The organism is Chroococcidiopsis sp. CCALA 051 (genome assembly GCF_003015105.1).
In the GTDB taxonomy this organism is placed as follows: domain Bacteria; phylum Cyanobacteriota; class Cyanobacteriia; order Cyanobacteriales; family Chroococcidiopsidaceae; genus Chroococcidiopsis; species Chroococcidiopsis thermalis.
The window spans coordinates 1-21,829 of record NZ_PYCI01000119.1; the positions used below are offsets into that span (position 1 = coordinate 1).

The window sequence follows — 21,829 nt, forward strand, 5'->3', positions numbered from 1 at the left end:
ATCCTAAATTTATTTTTATAACAAAAGAAGAAAAATAGCAACATAAATAATCCCGATATGTTGTGATCTCCAACACTTAAGGTAATCCTCGCTACACCATCAAAAAACTGATTTCTATATACAACTAGTTGATAAAGAATTGAAGGTAAACAAATCCAATATAATATAGTAAGATAGTTTCGTTTAAGTAATGTAGGTTTATTATCATTAAAACCAATCAGAATAAAACATATAGGTAGCGTGTATCTAAATAAAACCAAAGATGACACTGGTAATGAAGAAGCTATTAAAATCAAACACACAATTATAGTGTCTATAAGCTTTATCTTGGTCTTATAAACAATAAGTTGTAAAATTAAAATAAAAGCAATTATTGGTAAAAATAGTTTGGCATGTGGAAAAAAAGATTTAAATGGAATTACAAATATAACTATCAAGCAGTATAGAATTAAGGCATATCGAAAGTAATTCAATTGTTCGCGTATACCACCTGCTTTTGTCGAGTTAATTCTTTTGCTTATTTCCATAGTCTTTTAGAATGATAGAAGAAGTCTTGAAGAATACAATAGATTGCATGACTAATCTTAAATTTAATGGGGCGATCGCCCTATATCTGTTGAAGTAAGTAATTAAGCTCTAATTCATGCTGTATTCTTTTATTGACTTGTTCGTCATAGAATGATTGATGTGTAATCTCACTGCCAAAACCGATAATGCAAGGAAGATTAAAAAGAAATTTTAACGATAAACAAGCAGAACTAAATGCAAATATTTTTATATCGCAATGAGGGACTAAGTTTCGATCCAAAAATACTTCCATTAAAAAGAGTTCAAAAGGGAGAAAAAACCAACTTAGCTCAGAAATCACTATGACTTCTGAAAAGAGTCTATTTAGGCTATATTGTAATTTTTCTATTTTAACTGCGCTATCTCTTGGATGTGGCTTGATTATCAAAATTGTATTATCTTCTCGTTTATGAATTTTAAGGAACTTTTGATATGCACTAATTTCATTTTCCTCAGACATTCTAGTTGCCTCAGAAAAATTTGAGGTCAGTAAAATGGATACAGAGTTGTTTACGAGCTTTGTATGCAGGTTATTAATGTAATCTGAGTCTACGACCTTTCCGACAACTCCTCTTAATCTTTGGAAAATATTAAGGGTAACTGCTTTGTTTACCGTAACCACTTTCATAGGAGGAGACGCGCTCAAAGTATTAAAATTAGATATTGTGAAATAACCAACATCAAAATTTATTTCGTCGATCGAGTTTTTGGTAGATATAAATGATTTTAATAATCGCTTTAATTTATAATTTAAACTTCTCGGTTCAACTTGAAGAACAGTAGAAGAAGCTGAAAGATATAATCCAATACTATCTCCATAGCAGATTTTTTTAGCCGATTCATAAACATTTAGTAAAAGTCGATCCCAGATATCGTAGTTTTTACTCAGATAAATTTCATCAGCAGATGAAATACCAGTTAATTTGTGAACTAAAGAGAAGACTTGCTGAATATTTGAAAGATTTAGCCTCACAAGATTTAGTTTTGCCTGGAGTGCTTGCATTTGCTCGGGCTGGATATACACAATTTTCTGCCAAGTGCAGACTTCTTCTGCCATCTTTTTGATGAAATTAGCAAATGTATTACTCTGATTTTCAGGAGTTCTAAGGTCGTAAATCACTAAGTAGTTATCATATTCAACATTCGTACCTTGTTGCTCTTTCTCTCGGCAAGTCAGCGCTGATAGAGCCGTGATGAGTTGAATGCTACCCTGGCAAGCCACAAGTCGCTTTAGCTTTGTTGGAGTGTACATCTTCTTCAAGCACAAATAAACTGATTTTTGAAGTTTAAACGAGAGTTTATCAAAAGGTCGCAGATTTCTCTAACTGCACCTTGTCCACCAGACTTTTTAGTAACGTATATAGCGCGAGCTTTGTTCTCAGGCATGGCATCAGCAACTGTAAAAGGACACCCTACCGCTTGTAATACTGGAAGGTCGTTGTCATCATCCCCAACATAAGCAACTTCAGACAAAGATATGCTTAGTTGTAAGCACAAATCTTTGAGGACAGACAACTTATCTTCTACATTAATAAAACTATGAGTAATTCCTAATTTTTGAGTTCGCTGGAGTGTTGACTTTGAAGAGTTAGCTGAGATTATAGCTACTTCTACACCAAATTGCATCAATTTCTTCAATCCTTGACCATCTTTGATGTTGAACTTCTTGAGTTCTTCTCCACTCTCTGTGTAATAAAGACCACCATCTGTCAACACGCCATCTACATCTAGTGCTAGAAGCTTAATCTTTAATAGACGCGATTGCAGCTCAGGCTCACTAATTTTTAGCATTGAATTCAGGTTGGCTAGCAACTTCTAAACCGGCACGGACACATAGTATTTGTTTAAGAATATGTTCGAGATTTACTAAAGGGATCATGTTTGGTCCATCGCTAGGCGCTAAGTCAGGGTTGGCATGAATTTCCATAAACAGTGCATCGATACCAACAGCCGCTGCTGCTCTCGCTAAGTAGGGAATGAATTGCCTTTGCCCTCCTGATTTGCTACCTTGTCCTCCTGGTAATTGCACGCTATGGGTGGCATCGAAGACAACAGGATAATTAAAACTCCGCAATTGAGGCAAGGAGCGAAAATCTACCACTAGACTGTTGTAACCAAAGCTCGTACCTCGCTCGGTTAATAGAATACGCTTTGTCCCACCAGCTTCTAGTTTGCTAATGACATGTTTCATATCCCAAGGAGCGAGAAACTGACCTTTTTTGACATTAATAGCTCGACCCGTAGCAGCTGCTGCAAGTAACAAATCCGTTTGACGGCAGAGAAAAGCCGGAATTTGCAACACGTCAACAACCTCAGCTACAGTTGCCGCTTGATAACTTTCGTGAATGTCTGTCAAAGTCGGCACTCCGATTCTATCTTTGACCAGTTGCAAAATTTCTAGCCCTGCCTCTAGAGAATGACCTCGAAATGAGTCTAACGATGTACGATTTGCTTTATCAAAAGAAGATTTAAATACAAAAGAAATACCCAAGCGATCGCATATTTGGCGAATTTTTTCTGCCATTTTTAAGGTAAAATATTCTGACTCAATAACGCAAGGACCACCAATTAGAGTTAATGGATAGCCATCACCAATTGAAAGTGTGTCTGTAATTTGTGTACAAGCCATAAACTGCTCTCTTTTTTTAGATAGCGATTAGACAAATTTTCTAGGTGATATCCATTCTTCGTTTCAAAAGGTAACACCTTAAAAAAATTAATACTTGCGTTTTTTTATAACTAAATAGTAATTTAAGCGTAACTGTTATATGTAGTTTAAATTCATGCTTACAACCAAAGTTCACCCTAAATGAATTGACTTTTAAACTAAAAGAAGTCGCTAAAAATGAACACCTGCAATATCTATATGCTGATTTAATCGCAGAAGTTTGTCGATATGGAAAAGTTCAGTTTTTTTATCCGAGCATTAAAAATACTTCTCAAGCGCTCGAATCTGAACATAGACAACAACTCGATGTACTCGCTTGAGCTAATTTGATGCACGTAAGGTTTCTAATTACCGTGAAAGAGATAGATGCCATGCAAAACTCTTGAGCAGAGATTTTATGTTTTCTCTAAATCGTCGTAAGCCTAACCTTATTATGTACTTCAATGGTTTTTTAGGTCGCCAACCCGACCAAGATGTCATATCGAGATACTGAAAGAACAAATCTTTAGCTGGATGTTCGCAGTAGTAATGCCAAGGCTTGATAGCGGTTGCAAAATGAACAATATAAGGCTGTTGAATCACAGATTTATACATCTCTTCAGTAAAAGGACTGTCTTTCCACGATCGATATTTATACACGCTAGGAGTTTGATTCCACCGTGGATCGAGTTCTCTCCATTTACCTGCAAGAACTGCATTTACTCCATCTTGATCCCAGTTTAAAACATGTTCTTTATTCTGCTCAAGATACTCAATAGCTTGGGTGCTGATATTTTCTGTTCGCCACTTTTCCAAGTTAAATACCATCACCCCAGCGTTTAAATACTTGGAATGAGGAGGAATTCCTAATTCTTGATAGTTATGAAGTCCACCGCGAGGATTTGATACTTCACGTATTCCCATATCTTGAACTGCTAGTAGATAGCTGTTGTCAATCTCTATAGCCCATAATTTTTGTAAATCTTCGTTGACAACTAAGTCACAGTCTAAATAAATTACCTTCTCGATATGCTGCGGTAATAGATCGGGAATAAGTAACCGATAGTAAGTTGCAACCGTCACATGACCTGAAACTTTCACTTTACTGAGAATAGCGTCAGTAGGCTGCAACCATTCAATCATAATTTGTTGTGAGTCCAGCGATTTTAATATTTTCTGTTTATTAACTTCTTGAATACCACCATCAATTACAAAACAAGTTATTCTTTGTGAAGTTTTAAGATTTACAAGTATAGATTTGAGCGTCACCGATAATGGAATTACATAATTATTATCAGCAGCACATACGACTACAATAGATTCTGTATCTGAAGAAATCATTGTATTATCCTTAATAGTTAATTTTCTGACGATCGCGTAGGTGTATGTACTTCACTCATTTAGCCTTTCCTCATATTAATTGTATGAACTAAATTTTTAACTAATTGCTTGATCCCACCAGAACTGTTGTTCAGAGGATTATTATAGTCTTCTATATCAGAATAGCGGAACAATTCTAAGTTAAGCTTTTTCGTTCGGGATAAAGTTTGATTTTCTTCAAACTGCCGTTGATAAGCTAGATAAGTGCGGTTGTCTCTCTCGACAAATTGAGTAGGTACTAATCCTTTGGATTTGAGCAACGAATTCAATTTTTTTTGTTTTATACTAGAAGAACTACCTAAAGCTAGAAATAAACTACAGCCAGATAGACATGGGTTGAGTTGCTCGATCAGATGCTCTAAATCTGAAACTTCATTAGGTAGGTCTATTATGATTACTTCAAAATCTTTTGTAGTATTAGCAAGCTCTTGTGATGAATCGACCGACGTAATCTGAAATTTAGGCAAGTCGGATAAATCTGCAATTAGCAATTCATTTTTACCTTTGTAATAAAGCAGATCGATTTCAAAGTTTAATCTGTGGACTTCCTGTAGTAATTCATAAACCTTTAATCTTGAATACAGATTATTTGTATTAATTGTTCTGTTAAAAATATGACTAACTCTTACATCATCTTGAGCTGAAAAAATAGATGGAATACTTTTGCCATCAAAAACGATTTGATTAAATTTTTCTACAAGAATTTCAGGGTGATATTTTGCCATAAATAGTTCATGCCCTTGTCGGGCAATCTCTGCTGCCGCATCAGGATGACTGAGGTAGTATTTTATCTTGTCGAGTAGTTCTTGCTTGGAGCCGTAACACTCTAAATGTACTCCTTCTTGAAATAGCAAAGGTAGACCAGATTGTAGAGCGAGGCGATCGGTTAGTAAAAAACCTCCTACCATGAGTACTTCATAAACCCGTCGATTCAGATCTCCATTTAAACTACAATTCAGCACGATTTTGGACTGAACGTATATATCCAAACATTCTGCATAAGGACTTCCGCTAAAATCTACATTTATTTCGGCTTCCTGTAAAAACTTTAAGAATTCACGACGATGGTAGTGGTTGCTATCTACAGCACCTCGAAAGATTACATCGTAAGTTTTGTCTTTCACCGATTCTGGTACATAAGGAGGAATTGAGATTGCTCCTGGCATCCAAAATACATTCGGTAAACCAGCTTCAACAAAAAAATGAATGTGATGGCGAGTATAGCCCGTCCAATGATATTGACAGCCCACCAACTTAGCGTACTCAATCAAGTTTTGAATTGGGCGAGGCATATGATGGCTATCAATTAGCTTCATCACTGATGGACAAGTTAAGCTAGGAATTCCCACAGGGATCGGTGGATTCTGTACCAACATTAGAGTCGAACTGATGGAAACTAGATCGGGCCACCACCCAGACGGTAACTGTTTTAAAATTAGATCGATCTTAAACTTACCATGAGGTAGAGCGATCGCCTTCCCTGCTTCAATAGCTTCAACAGGTGGGTCCATGCAAGCATAAATGTTGCTTTGGTTCTCAGGTATAAAACCATTGTCACGAGGATAGTACTTTGACAGTGTCAGAACTTTAATTGTTTTACTAGAACTCATTTATTCAGCCTCTAAAATTTTGGCTTTGATTGCATCAGTCTGAACTGGAATGGCTTTTTTAGCTAGCAATACCTGAACCTGTAACAGATCCTCTGGCGTATTGATTTCAGTTGTAGATGTTTGAGTGTGGCAGACAGTAATTCGATAACCATGCTCTAAAACACGTAGTTGCTCTAACCCTTCACAATCTTCTAGTGGTGTAGGCGCTAATTTGGTATACTTTGCTAAAAAATCACGCCTGAAAGCATAGAGTCCCAGATGATGAAAGACGGGTGCTGGTTTATGGTTGCGATAGTAAGGTATTGGCGCACGAGAGAAATAAAGAGCGCGATCGCGACGATCGCATAGTACCTTAACCGCGTTAGGATCGCCGTAGTCTTTCTCTGCTAGAGGACAAGCTAGAGTGGTCATGTCTGGCGAGTCACCGCGCAAATAAGGTTTGACTAGCTGTGTTAGCATTTGCGGAGTGACGAACGGTTGATCGCCCTGAACGTTAGCGATCGCAGTCATCTCAGGATAACGTTCCGCTACCTCCGCGACTCGGTCTGTCCCTGTAGCATGGTCAGTACGAGTCATCTCCACAACACCGCCAAAACTCCACACGCACTCTGCTATATCTGCATTATCCGTAGCTACCACAACTTGACTAAATGAAGGACAACTGATTGCCGCTTCATAAACCCATTGCAGCATGGGGCGATCGCCAATCTTTACCAAGGGTTTACCAGGAAAGCGCTGTGAGTTGTAACGAGCTGGAATCACTGCCAAAATTTTCATTTCAACTATTCCCAGAAGCGAAACATCAAGCAGTTTTTAGAGACCGCTACGCACAATATCATGCAACCTCAGCAGACCAAGGCATTGCTGTTCTCGATCGACCACTGGTAACACGGAAAGCTGCTGAGGTCGGTTTTCCATTAGTTGCAGTGCTTCATAAGCAAGGAGATCGGCAGAAACTACCGTTGGATTGCTTGTCATCATCGTCCCTGCGCTTAGCGTCTCTATATTAGTAAGGCTGACCTTCTGCAACCAACGCCGTAAGTCTCCATCTGTGATAATGCCGACTAGATATCCTGTACCATCAACGACATTCACCGCGCCAAGACCACCTTCACTAATCGCACGCAGCACTTCAAACCAAGATGCTTGTGGTACGACTTTGGGATTATCCGAACCACCATGCATCAGATCGCAAACTCTTAAAGTTAGACGTTTGCCTAAGCGTCCTGCGGGATGATTGAAAGCAAAATCTTGTGAAGTGAAACCCTTAACTTGGATCAGTGTCATTGCCAATGCATCCCCAAGTGCTAAGGAAACTGTAGTACTCGTTGTCGGTGCTAAGTTGAAAGGACAAGCCTCTTTGTCAACAGATGTATCCAATGCAACATCGGCACTACGAGCGAGGGTTGACTTGAGATTGCCAACCAAGGCAATGAAAGGGATCTGTCGATATTTAAGATATGGTAGTATGTCTAGTATCTCGTCTGTCTCTCCACTGTTACTCAGAATTATAGCGACATCCCCAGCAGAAACAATTCCTATATCTCCATGCAGAGCATCAGACGGGTGCAAGTAAACTGCTAGTATCCCCGTGCTAGTGAGGGTAGCTGCAATTTTTCGTGCCACAATTCCTGACTTGCCAACACCGATCGCCACGACTTTGCCTTGACAATTAGCCAATAGCTGTACTGCTTGTTCGACCTGTTCCGACTGAAGCCGATGCGCCACACGAGCGATCGCTTCCGCTTCTAATTTCAGGAGTTCGGTAACTTGTTTGAGGTAAGGCTGACTCAATATTTGTTGCATCATTAACCTGCGGCTATAAAAAGCCCATATGAGATTTGAGAGAGTACAAGTTTGAGAGAGGACAAGTTAAGCTGGCTGATTAAAAACGCCAAGTCGTCTCCGATTTTCTGCAAGCAGTGGCTTCATGAAGTGAAAAGCTTTTTTGAGAAAATTTACCGAACTTCCTACCGCTGAGAAGTTACCTTTTAATAAATTGCGTCTGACATAGCCTCTATCTATACTCAATTTGATATCCTCTACAGTAATGTAGCCAGATTCCAGAGCTTCTTTAAAATAGTCAAACCATAACTCACCGTAAGGATGATTTTGATACTTCCACGGTTGAGTGTGGAGATTTGTATAGTGGATCAGATGAGTGCGTCGATCCCAATAGTCAAAAACATTCCAATGAGGATCGAGTGCAGCAATTCTATAGGAATGACGCTCTAGAAAAGCCTGACTCATACCTGTAAAATCTGTCATAGAATAGAAGCTGCGATCGATTTCATCTAGAATTAATTCAAGATCGAATCGGCACTTATCGCAGTTAATTAGCATAACGCTAAGTCCCCAGAGATCGGTTCCAGCATAAGCATCTTTTTTTGCTAGAAAATCGTAATCTGATACAGGAGTTTCAAAGAGTGTCCCAATATCTGTAAGACAAATAGTATCCGAATCGAGATAAATTGCCTTACCTTGAAAATTACAAATTTCTGGAATTAAATAGCGGTAAAGACTAAATTCAGTTATATTTTGATATTTAACCTTTAAAGACATTGGAGCTAGAAAAGGTTCTCCGTCATTTAATTCAATTGAGTTGTGCGTCCCATTAAAAACATAAACATCGAGAGGTTTTCGGGTATTTTTACGAAGGGAATGAATCAGGGTTTTACGCTCCAAAAGACTTGCTTCACCAGAGCCAACAAAAACTCTTACTCGCTCATCTTGTGTCATAATAGACTCTCTTTACTAGAGCTTGAATAAATTGAGTTTGAAAAAACCATGCAATGCTTAATAAATCTATAGTGACCTAAAAATTGTAAAGATTTATTCTAGATTGATAGTAATTTATGCTTTAACAATTTATTAGATTGAAATACATGTTTTCTAAAATTTGTTTTTTATATTCTTTATATAATGCTTTGAAAGCAAAAAATTATAAGAGTGCTTGAAACAAAGAAGACCATTGTGATATAACTCTATCTTTATTGTACTTCATGCTAATGTATTTTTGTGCTTGAGCAATGTGTTGATGCCGTAACTCTTTATTTGTTGCATAAGTGTATAAACTATTCTGCCAGTCAGAAAATAAAATAAAATCGCGAAACTCTTCATAGCTAGGAATCTTATCTGCAATAACAGGAACCCCTAACAGAAGAGACAAAATTAGCCGATTGTTTGATTTGCAAATCGTAAAAGGATTAATATTAATTGGGATGATACATACGTCATGTTGTTTGAACAAATATTGGAATGTAGCTTTTTTCCAGTTATAATATTTTACGGGGAATGAAACTCCATTCACATATTTCTTAAAAAGAGTTTCAGAGCTACTGATTACAGTTAAGCTTACTGGTAATGTAGAGTGTAACTCATTTAGAAATGGTAACACGCTAGGTAGATCGACTATGCCGTAGGGAGGATTTTCTAATCCTGCACTACCATACCAAACTACTTTAAATTGCTTCTCAGTAGAATTTCTAAAATAGTTCTTACGTTTAAAACAAAAATTAATCAGAGAATTTATTTGAGGTTCATCAATAGCATCATCAATAACTCGCGTCTTTTTACTATGAATTAACTTTTCAACTTCTGGAGTTGAAACGGATACTGCATCTACAGCATCAATCATGCTTTGGAGTAATTTTTCTCTTTGTCTATCTGCGGTATCAGGATAAACAAACAAGTTATCACATAAGTCAAATACGGTTTTTATACCTCTAGTTTTTAAGGACTTTGCAAGTGCTATATTTTCCTCATCATATGTTTTTTGAAACACAACTAATTGATAGCGATCGATCTTTTTAGAGTTAAATAGTTCGCAAGACCACCCTCTATTCCTTAAATACTGGCATGGTAAAAAGCATCGAAGTCTTGAACTAGGTGTATTAATGTGTCCGACTGGTTTCCAAGCAATTGTAGGTGAAAGCATAAAGTCGTGCGATTACTTTTTTGCAAAGATATGGAATCGATCGGCTGCTTTACAGATTGCTGCAATTTTCATAGGAATGTAGAGTTGAGCAGATAGAAACTTGCGTTGCATCATAGTTTCAACTTCGTTAGAAGATATGCGACCGCGATCGCAGAGAAAATAACCTAAGCTTCTAGCAAAGTCTTTTGTAATCGATTCATGAAAAACCTTAAAATTGGAAAAATCGAGTTGAATGAGAAAATCTTTTAAGACTGGGGGAGAGTAGAGCATTATATGTCTTGGACATTCTAAGCCCCACCATTGGGAACGAAAAACTTGAGATGAAATTCCATGTGGATTTGGCACTGCAATATGTAGTATAGCCCCTGGTTTCATCTTTCGTCCGATCGCCGTTAAGACTTGTTTTGGATGATAAAGATGCTCTAGAACGTGGTTCATTCTCACAAAATCCAAGGATTCATCCTCTATTTCATTCCATACTGTTAGAGATACCTGCAAGGCTTTATGTCCATTTTGGCTAGCTTGTTCTACAGCTTGCTCTGAAAAGTCCATACCAAGAGTATCCCACCCTTGCTTGCGAGCTTCATTCAGAAATTGAGCTGAACCACAACCAAAGTCAAGTAGTTTTGCAGCTTCTCCTGTGGGTTGATAAAATTCTTGAATCTCCCTTATGAAATTCTTAAAAGGTAGAGCTTTTAAACTAGCTTTAGAAGTATTGAATGAGGCTTTGAGAATTTTACGAACATATTGATATTTTTGCCGATCGCCAAGCGATCGCTCGTTTGATAAATTTGTATCTTGTTGTAGCCGCTGATTTAGTGTCCCTTGGTATGGACCGTAATTCTCAGGGTAAAATTTATAAACTTCTGTTTCTACTGGTCTGACTGATAAGAAAACTAAATTACATTCTTTACATCTAGAATATATAAATTCTTGCTGACTACTTTTGTGCTGTCTATCGTAAGCCCTACACCAAAGTTCTAGTTTTTTGCTACTACAGTTAGGACAGGCAGATATTTCCTCTGTCTCTACCGAAGTTGTGGAGGGAATTAATGTTGTAGATGCATTCATAACCTTGTGTGGAAATTATTTATGTTGTGGCTATTCCTGCGTAGTAGTGGCTCTGCTAAAGCTATCTTAGTAGTTGCTACATTCTGCACGGATTGACCTTGAGGTGAAATTTCAGCCATTTCAAGAATCTGAGGAATCAAATCTTCTCGTTTAACCGCCATGATATGAACGCCTTGGCATACTTGACGAGCTAATCGTACTTGTTCTGCTGCAATGACTATGCCTTCATGTAATGGATCGGTAGCTTGTTCCAACCGCGCAATTATTGCCTGGGGAATATTCACGCCTGGAACGTATTGATTAATGAATTGAGCATTTTTTGCAGATTTCAGTAAAAAAATTCCAGCTAAAATTGGTTTGTTAAACTTAGCCGCAATTTGACTCATAAACTTCTCTAAGCGGCTAAAGTCAACAATCATTTGGCTTTGAAAAAACTGCGCTCCTGCTGCGACTTTACGCTCAAAACGTCTTTGCAATCCTGACCAACTAGCAAGTTGTGGATCGACTGCTGCCCCTGGAAATATTTGTGTTGCTCCGTCACACAAAGTTTTTCCGTTATAATCAAATCCTTGATTGAGTTTCGTAATAGTTTGTAAGAGCCTGACAGCTTCTAGATCGAACACGCTGCGAGCTTGGGCATGATCTCCCGCTTTTACCGGATCGCCTGTAAGAGCCAAGATATTGTTAATGCCAAGAGCATTAGCCCCCATAAGATCGGCTTGGATCGCAATTTGATTGCGATCGCGGCACGTCATTTGACAGATGGGTTCAATTCCGTGCTGCAACAGAATCGTTGCCGCAGCTAAAGGACTCATTCTTAAAACTGCGCGACTACCATCTGTTACGTTAACTGCGTGAACCCAATTTTTCAGAGCTAATGCCACTTCTATCATCCGAGTCGGATCGCTTCCTTTTGGAGGAGTTACCTCAGCAGTGATTAAAAACTCCCCCGATTTAACTGCTGTACGGAAGCTGTTGCGACTGTCGCGATCGGTGATATATTGCTCGGTCATGCTGACATCTGAACTGTAATAGCTTGCTGCAACTGTGGAACTTTGTCCAAGCGTTCCCAGGGTAGATCCAAATCCATTCGACCAAAGTGACCGTAGGCAGCTACATCTTGATAGAAACGACCGTTGCGTTCTTGAGGTAAACCTTGCATGTTGAAGGTATGAATTAAACCAGCAGGTCGTAGATCGAAGTTTTGATTGACCAAATTGAGCAAGTCTTCTTCAGGTAGTTTGCCCGTTCCAAAGGTATCAATCAAAATACTCACTGGTTTGCTCATGCCGATCGCATAACTGAGCTGTACTTCACATTTATCGGCTAAGCCAGCAGCCACAATATTTTTGGCTACATAACGACAAGCATAACTTGCCGATCGATCCACTTTAGTAGGATCTTTACCCGAAAAAGCACCACCTCCGTGCCGCGAGTAGCCGCCGTAAGTATCGACAATAATTTTGCGTCCAGTGAGTCCAGAATCTCCCTGGGGTCCACCAATGACAAACTTGCCTGTAGGATTGACTAAAAAACGAGTGGAATTATCGATCTGAATATCAAGATCGGCAAATACAGGTTCGACGACTTCTAGTAGCAACCCTTGATAAATCTCTCCTAAGGTTGTTGCTTCTGAATGTTGAGTAGAAATTAGAATCGTATCTATGCCTACGGGACGACCATTCTCGTAAACAACTGTCACTTGAGTTTTACCATCAGGGCGCAAGTACGAGAGCTTGCCAATTTTCCGTACCTTTGCCAACTGCCGAGCAAGGCGATGAGCTAAACTAATCGGCAGTGGCATCAACTCAGGAGTTTCTTTGCAAGCATAGCCAAACATGATTCCTTGATCGCCAGCGCCAATAGCACTCCAATCATCTTCGCTATCACCTTGCTCGTACTCCTGCGCTTTGTTGACCCCTTGAGCAATGTCTGGTGACTGTTCGTCTAGAGCAACTAATATCGAACAGCTATTCGCAGAAAAACCATTATTTGCATCAGTGTAACCAATCTCAGCAATTTTTTGTCGGACTAGTTTGACGTAATCCACTTTTGCTTTTGAGGAGATTTCACCTGTTACTAGTACTAAGCCAGTATTGACGACTACCTCTGCTGCCACGCGACTAGTGGGATCTTGACTTAAGTGAGCATCCAGAATTGCATCCGAAATCTGATCGCAAATTTTGTCAGGATGCCCCTCTGTTACAGACTCTGATGTGAACAAATATCTGCTCAAATTGCACGCCTCCATGTTTATACAAGTCCAATTTATGCAAGTCCAGTATTTTCATCTTGTCAGTACTCACTCGCTTCAAATCTACGAGTATTGCATACAAGAAGTACAGTTATTTTTAACTACCGTTCGACTTAAAAATAATGTATTGTTTTGATTATGGACGGGCAATTAAAACTTGTCGATACAGAAAAGTTCGGTTGGCTTACGTTCGTGTTGCGATCGCTACACAGATAAGTAGTTAGCTGTTCTATCGGTGTAATTTTGCTCGATCCAGCTTTGATAAGCTCCAGTGCGGATCTGCTCTACCCACTGAGGATGATTAATATACCACTGCACTGTTTTTAGTAAACCACTGTCAAAACTCTCGGTTGGTTTCCAGCCTAGCTCTCGATTCATTTTGGTACAGTCGATCGCGTATCGGCGATCGTGTCCTGGTCGATCTTTAACAAAAGTAATTAAGGAAGAGTGAGAAAAATTAGGTTTGCTAGGTAACAATTCGTCCAAAATCGTACAAATTTTTTCCACAACCATTAAGTTTGTTTGTTCGTTCTGACCTCCAATACAGTAGGTTTCACCTACTTTTCCCTGTTGTAGAACGAGATGAAGAGCTTCACAGTGGTCGGATACGTACAGCCAGTCTCTAATGTTCTGCCCGTCACCGTATATCGGCAAAAGCTGTCCTTCCATAGCATTGAGAATCGTTAAAGGAATCAGCTTTTCGGGAAACTGGCGAGGACCGTAATTATTCGAGCAATTAGTAATTAGGGTAGGTAAACCATACGTATGGTAGTATGCCCGCACGAAGTGATCGGCTCCCGCTTTAGATGCTGCGTAGGGACTATTAGGTTCGTAAGGATTGTCTTCGCAAAAGGGTGGATCTGTCATGCTCAAAGAGCCATAAACTTCATCAGTAGACACTTGCAAAAAGCGAAATCTCCCCTGTTTGTGGGGTGATAATTTTTGCCAATAGGCTCGGCAAGTTTCTAGTAGCTGAAGCGTACCCGTTACATTAGTCAGAGCAAAGGATAAGGGATTTAAGATTGAGCGATCGACATGGCTTTCGGCAGCAAAGTTAATGACTGCATCAGGTTGATATTGCTCTAACAAATGACTTACCAACTCTGGATCGCCAATATCACCTCTAACAAAACGGTATCCAGAATCGTTTTCTAAAGCTGTCAAATTTTGTAAATTACTGGCATAGGTCAGCTTATCTAGATTAACTACGTTATACCATTGCGCTCCTCTAGCTTGGAGGATGAAGTTTGCACCAATAAAACCAGCGCCACCTGTTACCAATACAGTTTGTGGTGTTTCCTCACTGCATCCGTGTCTTTCAGATTTAAAGAGATCGTTCATAATGCCTCTACAAAGGAGATACGTAATTCTGGGATGTCATCACTCAAAGCGATCGCTAATCTTACTAGCTATTGATATCATTTAGTTAACTCCAACGTCTTGTTAATAGTAGAAATCTAAAAGGAGACTTGAAACTCAAATTTAACTCAAGTAAATGAGTTAGTAATTGCCACCTCTTCTTATATGGTCTGTACTTTGCAAAGAAGCGCAATGCTGAAACTGTGTGTAGTAACTTCATGTAATTGAATTTTGAACTCGTACTTACGCGCTGGTACATGTGTAGCGCGTGAACTTGAGGTTGAAAGATTACCCTAAATCCATTTAGCCATGCATCCACGCACAAACTCACATCTTCAAAGTAAAGAAAAAACCTTTCATCAAATAAACCATATCTATCTACATAATCTTGTGAAACAACCATAAAAGCACCAATAGCCCAGTTAACCTCAACGGCGCTGTCTAAAGTTGGTGCTATATCGTAGTAGTACTTGAATGGATAAAAACGCTGCTGTAATCTTTCACCTAGTAAATTCCTTAGTAAAAAATAAGTAAAGGAAGGGAATTTTCGGATCGAAGGCTGAATAGATTTATCTAGGTAAAGAAGTTTAGGACAGACGATTGCAATATCATTCGCTGAATTTAATGTCGCAGTTAAGGTATTAACGATCTCGGGTTCAAATACAACGTCGGGATTGATTAAAAAGTATGTCTTACTAGGAGAAAGTTGAACGGCTTTATTGTTAGCCTTACCAAATCCTATGTTTTCATTGCTTTTAATACCTATAAAGATAGATGAATATCTGTTAGCAAAGTCATCAATGATTTGAGGGCAATTATCAGAAGAAGCATTGTCATAAACTACAACTGCTCCAGTGTTTGCATAGTATTTTTGAACAGATGCAAGACAGGAATTAATTGATGCTCCCAATGTTTTATCTGAATTGTAGGAAACAATGATAAATGTTACATCACGTCTACTAGACATCAGCTATGTTCCTTTGTTCAGTCAAGTGTAGTTGCTTTCTCTCAGAAGCTGTGACCTATTCTTTTTGAGTCAAGACTCAAGTTTTTATTGCTCATTATTTAATAAAAATAGCCTTGCTACTCTACCTACTCAAACACTAGATTTGATTTTGTATGAGTTTAACTGTGTGAGTTTAACTGTATGAGTTCAATTCGTCTGATGTTGCATCTGATGATACTTCCAAAGCTTACCGCGTCGTTCTAATAACTCTTTATATGTTCCCTGCTCTACAATTTGCCCCTGCTCTAGCACGACCACCTTATCAGCACGGACAATTGTAGAGAGTCGATGAGCGATCGCAATTACTGTTCGACCTACAGCAAGTTGTTCTATAGACTCCTGAATTAATCGCTCAGCTTCGGAGTCTAACGCACTCGTCGCTTCATCCAAGATCAGAATTTCTGGGTTGCGCAACAAGGCACGAGCAATTGCAATCCGCTGTCGTTGACCTCCAGAGAGCCTTACTCCTCGATCTCCTAATTGTGTATCAAAACCTTCAGGCAGGTTTTGGATAAACTCTAGTGCATTAGCAAGTTGAGCCGCTTTCTGAATCGCAGCTTCATCAACATCTTCCATAGCGTAAGCAATATTGTTACGGACAGATGTATTAAAAATAAACGTATCTTGGCTTACCATAGCTATCTTACGCCGCAACGTATTGATGTCGAAATCTTGCAAATCGACTCCATCAATCAGAATCTTGCCTCTTGTAGGATCGTAAAAACGGGGAAGAAGATCCGCTATGGTGGACTTACCCGCACCAGAAGCACCAACTAATGCTGTCATGTGTCCTCGCTTCATTGTTAAAGTGATATCTTTTAGCACTAGTTGATGAGGATTGTAGGCAAAATCTACAGCAACAAACTCAATGCATTGCTTTAATCCTAAAAATTGAATTGTTCCATTTTGTAAATAAGGTTTATCATCAGTTCTCAAGAGCTGCTTAATACTATTTAATGAGCCTTGAAAGCTATTAACATGCGCCCAAGCTGCATTGATCTGTGCCACCACTGGTGCAGTCCGTAATAAAACAAATAAAAATGCTAGTAGTGAGGCTATTTCTAACCTATCACTTGCCACAAAAACTGCAACTGCTGCAATTAGCATAACTAGAAGAATAGTACTAGCTACAGCTTCAGTAATCGGTTGTACTAGTGCTGAGGCAGCTGCGGATTTAGCATGAGTACGCATCAATTCCGTAGTCGCTTTGTTAAACCGCTGAAACTCAAAATCATAAGCCGCAAACACCTGAACAGTACGAACACCGGTAATATATTCCATTACCATTGACATGAAGTGGTGAGTAGATGTTACAGCCTCAAAACTAGCTTCTCTTACCCGTTTGACTAGTGTAGCTAAACCTGTTGCTAGTAGAACAAACATCAGAATCGAAATAACTGTCAGTTGCCAAGACAGCCAAAACATCGATAGCGTATACACTAATAAGGTAAAGCCTTTAGAAATTAATGCAGAAGCCACACCAACAGCTAATCTAAGTTGGTTAGCTTCGCCGTAAATGTTATTAATTAACTCGCCTGCACGCTTTTTCAGAAAAAAACTCAAACTTAGCTTTTGGAACTGATCGAAAATCCGTTTCCGTATACAATTTGCTAGATGTAGTTCGGCAAGCGTAGTTGTGAAGTTACCTAGATATACAAAGCTGAAACGCAGCCAAACAGTGAGAAAAATTAAGATAGCTACTCGATAAAGGCGGCTGGAAGCTGATGAGTTTATCCCTAAAACCCAAAGATCAAACCAATCAACTCCTATTTTAATTGGTGAAGCATCAGGAGTAGTAAACGTTTGCAGAAAAAGCGTGATAAAACCAATCGTAATTCCTTCAAAGACTGCTGCAAATAACGAAAAGATTATTGCTGATATAGCAATTTTACGAAAGTGCTTGAATTCTCGTAAGATAAAGTAGTTATTTCGCCATAAGCTTGTTCTCATCAAAATTGTAGAAATCGGAGTAGGTAATTTAAGATCCACGTGCTTTCTCGTTTAAGTTTCAAACTATTTCTCTATCTACCTCAATCATTCATTGAGCGAACTGTACCAATTAATTTTCCTTGGTAGTTTTAAAAATAGTACTAGACTTTCAAGCTCTAAGTTATGTCAATTTATCTAGCCTTTCTTTTTGAATTACAAATATCTCATTATTGTTGCCAATAACCAATCTTTTACGGCTCCTATACATAGATTGTTTTACAAAAATACAATTATTACAAACTCTTGAAAAGTACGAAACTTCAGCCATCAGCTATCAATAATTTATTAAACTAAAATATTTGTAGAAAATTATTAAACTATTTACGTTTATATTTCAGCCTTATCCAATTGCAATCCGATCGCGAATATTTTCATCAATAACTTTTGCAAAAAGTTCTATATAACGACGTGCTTGTATTTCTAAAGAAAACTCTTGTTCTGCTTTTGTACGAGCAGATTGACGTAAATTTTGGTAGCGATCGCTATCTTCCAGTATCCAAGAAATACCCCGAGCCAAACTTTCGACTTCCAATTTTTGAGCTAAGTAACCATTTTTTTGGTGATCGATCAGATCGGGCATACCACCAATATTAAAAGCTACGCATGGAGTACCACAGGCAATCGCTTCCATTATAGTATTTGGTAAGTTGTCTTGAATTGATGGAGCCACAAAAACATCTGCTGCTGCATAAATTAGTGCGAGTGAAAGGTCGTCACTAAAATTTCCTAAATAGTGAGACTTGAAACCCAATTCAACTGAATTTTCAGGTTGAGAAGAACCAAAAACAACTAGCTCTACTGTATCTTGCCATCCAGATTGACTCAGTTTTTGTAGAGCAGCTTGAAGTAGATGAAAACCCTTTCTAGGTTCGCTAGTCGATTCTACCGCACCAAAGAGAATAAGTTGCTTGTCTTGTGGCAGGTTGAGGATTTCTCGTGCTACGCCTCGCTCGACTGGTTTGTACTTTTGAGTATCTAAGCTATTAGGAATTACTTCTATTCGCAGATCTTTAAACAAAGAGCTTGATTTAGCACATTTAGCTAACCAAATACTGGGAGCAACAATGGTTAAGTCTAATTCTTTCCATGCTTTTGCTTTACGTTGCCATATCCAATGAGAGAGATCGTGCGGATTATTGCTGTGAAGTTGGAAGCAAGATCCACAAGAACTAGTATAGCGATCGCAGCCTTGACTATAATGACAACCTCCAGTAAACGCCCACATATCGTGGATAGTCCAGACTAAAGGTAATTTGAATTTAGCAAGGCTCTCAATACTTAAATAGCCACCACAATTCCAATGAAGATTAATTACGTCAAGGCAGAGATGCTTTAATTTTGATTCGAGCGCGTCTGGAAGCCACTGACAAGAAAAGATGTTGCAGTTACGCTTGGGGTAAAATTGCAATGGTAGACCATCCAGATTCGGTCTCAATCTGTTAACCCACTTCCCAAACTTATTTGAAGGTTCGAGAACTGTTTTATCATTACTAGACTTATACTGTACCATCATTTTAGAGTTCAAGCCACCACTTTGCAAACCTAAATGTAAGCGATAAGCAGCGCGAGCAGCTCCACCATTAAGATCGAAAGTACTGAGAACTAGAGTGTTCATTAGATTTTATAAGTAAATATCTATTACATACTGACGGGTTGTGCTGATATGAATTTTCTTAAATATCCGAACACTTTGATTTGCTGACACGCATCAACTCATACTATTCGTCGATCGGCAATTACAACAAAAATCTAACTTATACAACACTCTCGCAATCAATCCAATTAGGAGCTATTGTTATCTATTTTGCAATAGGTCGCTTTATAGACATAAATAGTGTAGCTCCTTGAATTATCATCTATTATCACTTATCTAGGTATAAGTCGAAAATTTTCTTTCAAAAAACTTAGCATGTCGTACACGCGCATAACTAGGGATACATTATCGAAATCTTCGCAAAATGACTCTTCAGTGAAATTGTTATAGAGGCAGTAATAACATTCATCGCCGTAAGCTACAGTCATTGTCCAAACATCGATAGTGAAGGTATAAACGACTGCACCTGCATCCTCATTATACTCGCTGTAGACAAAATGGTTGTTCACCAGAAACTGTTTTAGAGCAGCTACTTGTAAGGGGTTCATCCCTAATGTACCTTCCTCGAAAATATAATTTTCTGTTCTACATCTTTAGGTTGCAACACCTTCTGGTTAAGACTAAATCCCTATCCTTTTTTCAGGCAGTGAGAGACTCTTCAAGATTTTGCTATTCTTAACCGGAATATATTGCTTTAGCTCGGGCAATTCGCTTTGCTAGATAATACTCAATTCGTTTGAAGGAGTAATAACATACCAAATAGCTCCTCAACCAATTCCCTACCACTATCTTTTATTCCTTATTTTTTCGCCCACAAGTTAAAATTCAGATGGGAAAGAGCGATTATCCCTGGTAGTGCATTCAGTTGCCTCTGGCTATCAGGAGCAAGTCTTATAGCATCCTTTAAACTGTAAGCTGATGAACCTACAAAGCTCATGTCGCCTCGTACCACATTTAGTAGTTGTGGCAGCTTATTCAAGCTATATTTACGTATCCAACAACCTAGTCTTGTAACATGCAAATCATTACACTTATCTGGATCTTGCCGATCGTTTGTGGTTTGATGGTGTTGCGTTGTCAAATTTGAAGCCGTTGTACGGAATTCGATCCTCTGAAACAGCTTGCCCCTTTCTCCAACACACCATTGATAGGAAAAAATTCGCCCTGGTGAGTCAAAATAAATGAGTAGGGAAAGCCCTAAAAAGACTGGGCTAAGAGTTAGTAATAATACAATAGCAATAACGCGATCGACTATTCGTTTTACCCACCAGCTAAACCGATGTTGATGTTTGCGAAGTCCCTGTGCGGGAGGAATTCGTAAAAAAGTCACCTTCTCTGTTTGCTTGCAGACATCTGCCCAAAGTTGGATCGCGATCGCACCTAAAGCTGGATCTATGCGAACTAAACGCGCGGGACAATATTGCAGCCACTCAGTCAAAAACTGTCGATCCCGAGATGAAAGTAGACTACTACGATCTTGACTGGAAGCAAGCTTTACTAAAAGCTGTCCCTGCCGAAGTTTCACCTCATAGTTGGGACTTATACTCTCTATTTGCCCGTACTTCAGAGGAGAGGCACTAGAATAGCCATCTAAAACTCTTAGAGCGAGGTTCAATTCAGAATTTTGCATAGTGAGGTATCGATAAAGGCTATGAAAACTGTTGCTCAAAAGCGGTGTTGATTTATCATCTGTTGCGCTAATCTTTCCGCGATTACTACTTTGCTATCTTCAGACTTAGCAAAATGACTTTATTGTGAAGCTTTCGTCAATTCTGAGTAGCGTTCGCTGCACAATTTAAATATATGTTGTTATCTATTTTCATTAGAGTGCGCTCGCTCGAACTCAGCACGTAGAGTCTATTCTCTTTGTCCGGTATAGTGCACTCTAAGTGTCTTCTCTAACAGACTAGATATCGAGCTTTCTTACAAGCTCCGAACCTCTTTTAAGTTTTCGATTTGTCTACCTGTTGGCTTACAAAAAATAGTTTATCGTTGAGTCACAACTGAATTTCTTATAAACTATTATTTTTAAAATAAAAACTACCAAAACTTTAATTATTTATATTCTATCAATTTATTACTAGCTTGGCAAGACTACTCTTCAAATACTATAATATCCCTGAACTTTTCCTCATAGACAGTAGTAAATAGACTCCGCATAGTTAAAGCTAGTAGTATTTTTGTATGAAAAATCGTCTGTTAACTATAAATAATATTGCTACTTTGTAGTAATTTCAACAACCTTTATATTTTTTAATCACTCTCAACAAGAGAGCGATTGCTAATGCAGCGCACCTCCGAAAACATTATTTATATTGGGGAAACCTTGAAAATAGCTATAGCGGTTTTCAATTGGATGCAATACACGTCTGGTAGGGGCGCTTTCTCGCTCGCGCCCCTACAAATGTCATCCAT

General features: G+C 38.7%; 18 protein-coding genes. All 18 read right to left on the reverse strand.

Annotated features, from left to right (window positions below; all coding sequences use genetic code 11):
- Window positions 1-607: 607 nt before the first annotated feature.
- A complete protein-coding gene (locus C7Y66_RS23270; RefSeq protein ID WP_106547419.1) occupies window positions 608-1,819 on the reverse strand; it encodes a polysialyltransferase family glycosyltransferase in 1,212 nt (403 codons plus the stop codon).
- 5 nt (window positions 1,820-1,824) lie between these two features.
- Entirely contained in the window at window positions 1,825-2,358 is a 534-nt protein-coding gene (locus C7Y66_RS23275) for an HAD family hydrolase (protein WP_106547420.1), read from the reverse strand.
- Complete coding sequence (kdsA, locus tag C7Y66_RS23280) at window positions 2,345-3,196, reverse strand: 3-deoxy-8-phosphooctulonate synthase (RefSeq protein ID WP_106547421.1); 852 nt, start codon at window positions 3,194-3,196, stop codon at window positions 2,345-2,347. The genes C7Y66_RS23275 and kdsA overlap by 14 nt, the downstream gene beginning before the upstream one ends.
- A gap of 387 nt (window positions 3,197-3,583) precedes the next feature.
- Window positions 3,584-4,555: a glycosyltransferase family 8 protein gene (locus C7Y66_RS23285; protein WP_015154510.1), complete on the reverse strand. Its 972-nt coding sequence runs from the start codon at window positions 4,553-4,555 to the stop codon at window positions 3,584-3,586.
- A 59-nt stretch (window positions 4,556-4,614) separates the two neighbouring features.
- Window positions 4,615-6,105, reverse strand: a complete 1,491-nt coding sequence (locus C7Y66_RS23290) for a glycosyltransferase (RefSeq protein WP_233222814.1) — start codon at window positions 6,103-6,105, stop codon at window positions 4,615-4,617.
- A 99-nt stretch (window positions 6,106-6,204) separates the two neighbouring features.
- The gene (gene kdsB, locus C7Y66_RS23295) at window positions 6,205-6,981 is read right to left on the reverse strand and encodes a 3-deoxy-manno-octulosonate cytidylyltransferase (protein ID WP_106547423.1); all 777 of its coding nucleotides are present in this window, start codon (window positions 6,979-6,981) and stop codon (window positions 6,205-6,207) included.
- Window positions 6,982-7,017: 36 nt separating this feature from the next.
- Window positions 7,018-8,010, reverse strand: coding sequence for an SIS domain-containing protein (locus tag C7Y66_RS23300; protein ID WP_106547431.1), 993 nt, complete (start codon window positions 8,008-8,010; stop codon window positions 7,018-7,020).
- Between the two features lie 66 nt (window positions 8,011-8,076).
- Complete coding sequence (locus C7Y66_RS23305; protein ID WP_106217076.1) at window positions 8,077-8,943, reverse strand: glycosyltransferase; 867 nt, start codon at window positions 8,941-8,943, stop codon at window positions 8,077-8,079.
- A 202-nt stretch (window positions 8,944-9,145) separates the two neighbouring features.
- Window positions 9,146-9,988, reverse strand: a complete 843-nt coding sequence (locus C7Y66_RS23310; RefSeq protein ID WP_127023908.1) for a hypothetical protein — start codon at window positions 9,986-9,988, stop codon at window positions 9,146-9,148.
- Between the two features lie 165 nt (window positions 9,989-10,153).
- Window positions 10,154-11,212 (reverse strand): bifunctional 2-polyprenyl-6-hydroxyphenol methylase/3-demethylubiquinol 3-O-methyltransferase UbiG, encoded by a 1,059-nt coding sequence (locus C7Y66_RS23315; protein WP_106547424.1) that lies wholly within the window; start codon window positions 11,210-11,212, stop codon window positions 10,154-10,156.
- The gene (locus C7Y66_RS23320) at window positions 11,209-12,225 is read right to left on the reverse strand and encodes a methylenetetrahydrofolate reductase (RefSeq protein ID WP_106547425.1); all 1,017 of its coding nucleotides are present in this window, start codon (window positions 12,223-12,225) and stop codon (window positions 11,209-11,211) included. Before C7Y66_RS23320 ends, C7Y66_RS23315 begins: the two co-directional genes overlap by 4 nt.
- Window positions 12,222-13,463 (reverse strand): methionine adenosyltransferase, encoded by a 1,242-nt coding sequence (metK, locus tag C7Y66_RS23325; RefSeq protein WP_106547426.1) that lies wholly within the window; start codon window positions 13,461-13,463, stop codon window positions 12,222-12,224. Before metK ends, C7Y66_RS23320 begins: the two co-directional genes overlap by 4 nt.
- 207 nt (window positions 13,464-13,670) lie before the next feature.
- On the reverse strand, window positions 13,671-14,807 hold the full coding sequence (rfbB, locus tag C7Y66_RS23330) for a dTDP-glucose 4,6-dehydratase (RefSeq protein ID WP_106547427.1): 1,137 nt from the start codon (window positions 14,805-14,807) through the stop codon (window positions 13,671-13,673).
- A gap of 85 nt (window positions 14,808-14,892) precedes the next feature.
- Window positions 14,893-15,792 carry a glycosyltransferase gene (locus C7Y66_RS23335; protein WP_106547428.1) on the reverse strand — a complete coding sequence of 300 codons (900 nt, stop codon included), beginning with the start codon at window positions 15,790-15,792 and terminating at the stop codon, window positions 14,893-14,895.
- A 186-nt stretch (window positions 15,793-15,978) separates the two neighbouring features.
- Window positions 15,979-17,820: a heterocyst formation ABC transporter subunit HepA gene (hepA, locus tag C7Y66_RS23340; protein WP_106547429.1), complete on the reverse strand. Its 1,842-nt coding sequence runs from the start codon at window positions 17,818-17,820 to the stop codon at window positions 15,979-15,981.
- A gap of 340 nt (window positions 17,821-18,160) precedes the next feature.
- Window positions 18,161-19,435, reverse strand: coding sequence for a glycosyltransferase family 4 protein (locus tag C7Y66_RS23345; RefSeq protein ID WP_015154498.1), 1,275 nt, complete (start codon window positions 19,433-19,435; stop codon window positions 18,161-18,163).
- Window positions 19,436-19,686: 251 nt separating this feature from the next.
- Window positions 19,687-19,962: a hypothetical protein gene (locus C7Y66_RS23350; RefSeq protein ID WP_015154497.1), complete on the reverse strand. Its 276-nt coding sequence runs from the start codon at window positions 19,960-19,962 to the stop codon at window positions 19,687-19,689.
- 251 nt (window positions 19,963-20,213) lie between these two features.
- The gene (gene hepC, locus C7Y66_RS23355) at window positions 20,214-21,044 is read right to left on the reverse strand and encodes a heterocyst development glycosyltransferase HepC (protein WP_106547430.1); all 831 of its coding nucleotides are present in this window, start codon (window positions 21,042-21,044) and stop codon (window positions 20,214-20,216) included.
- Window positions 21,045-21,829: the final 785 nt, after the last annotated feature.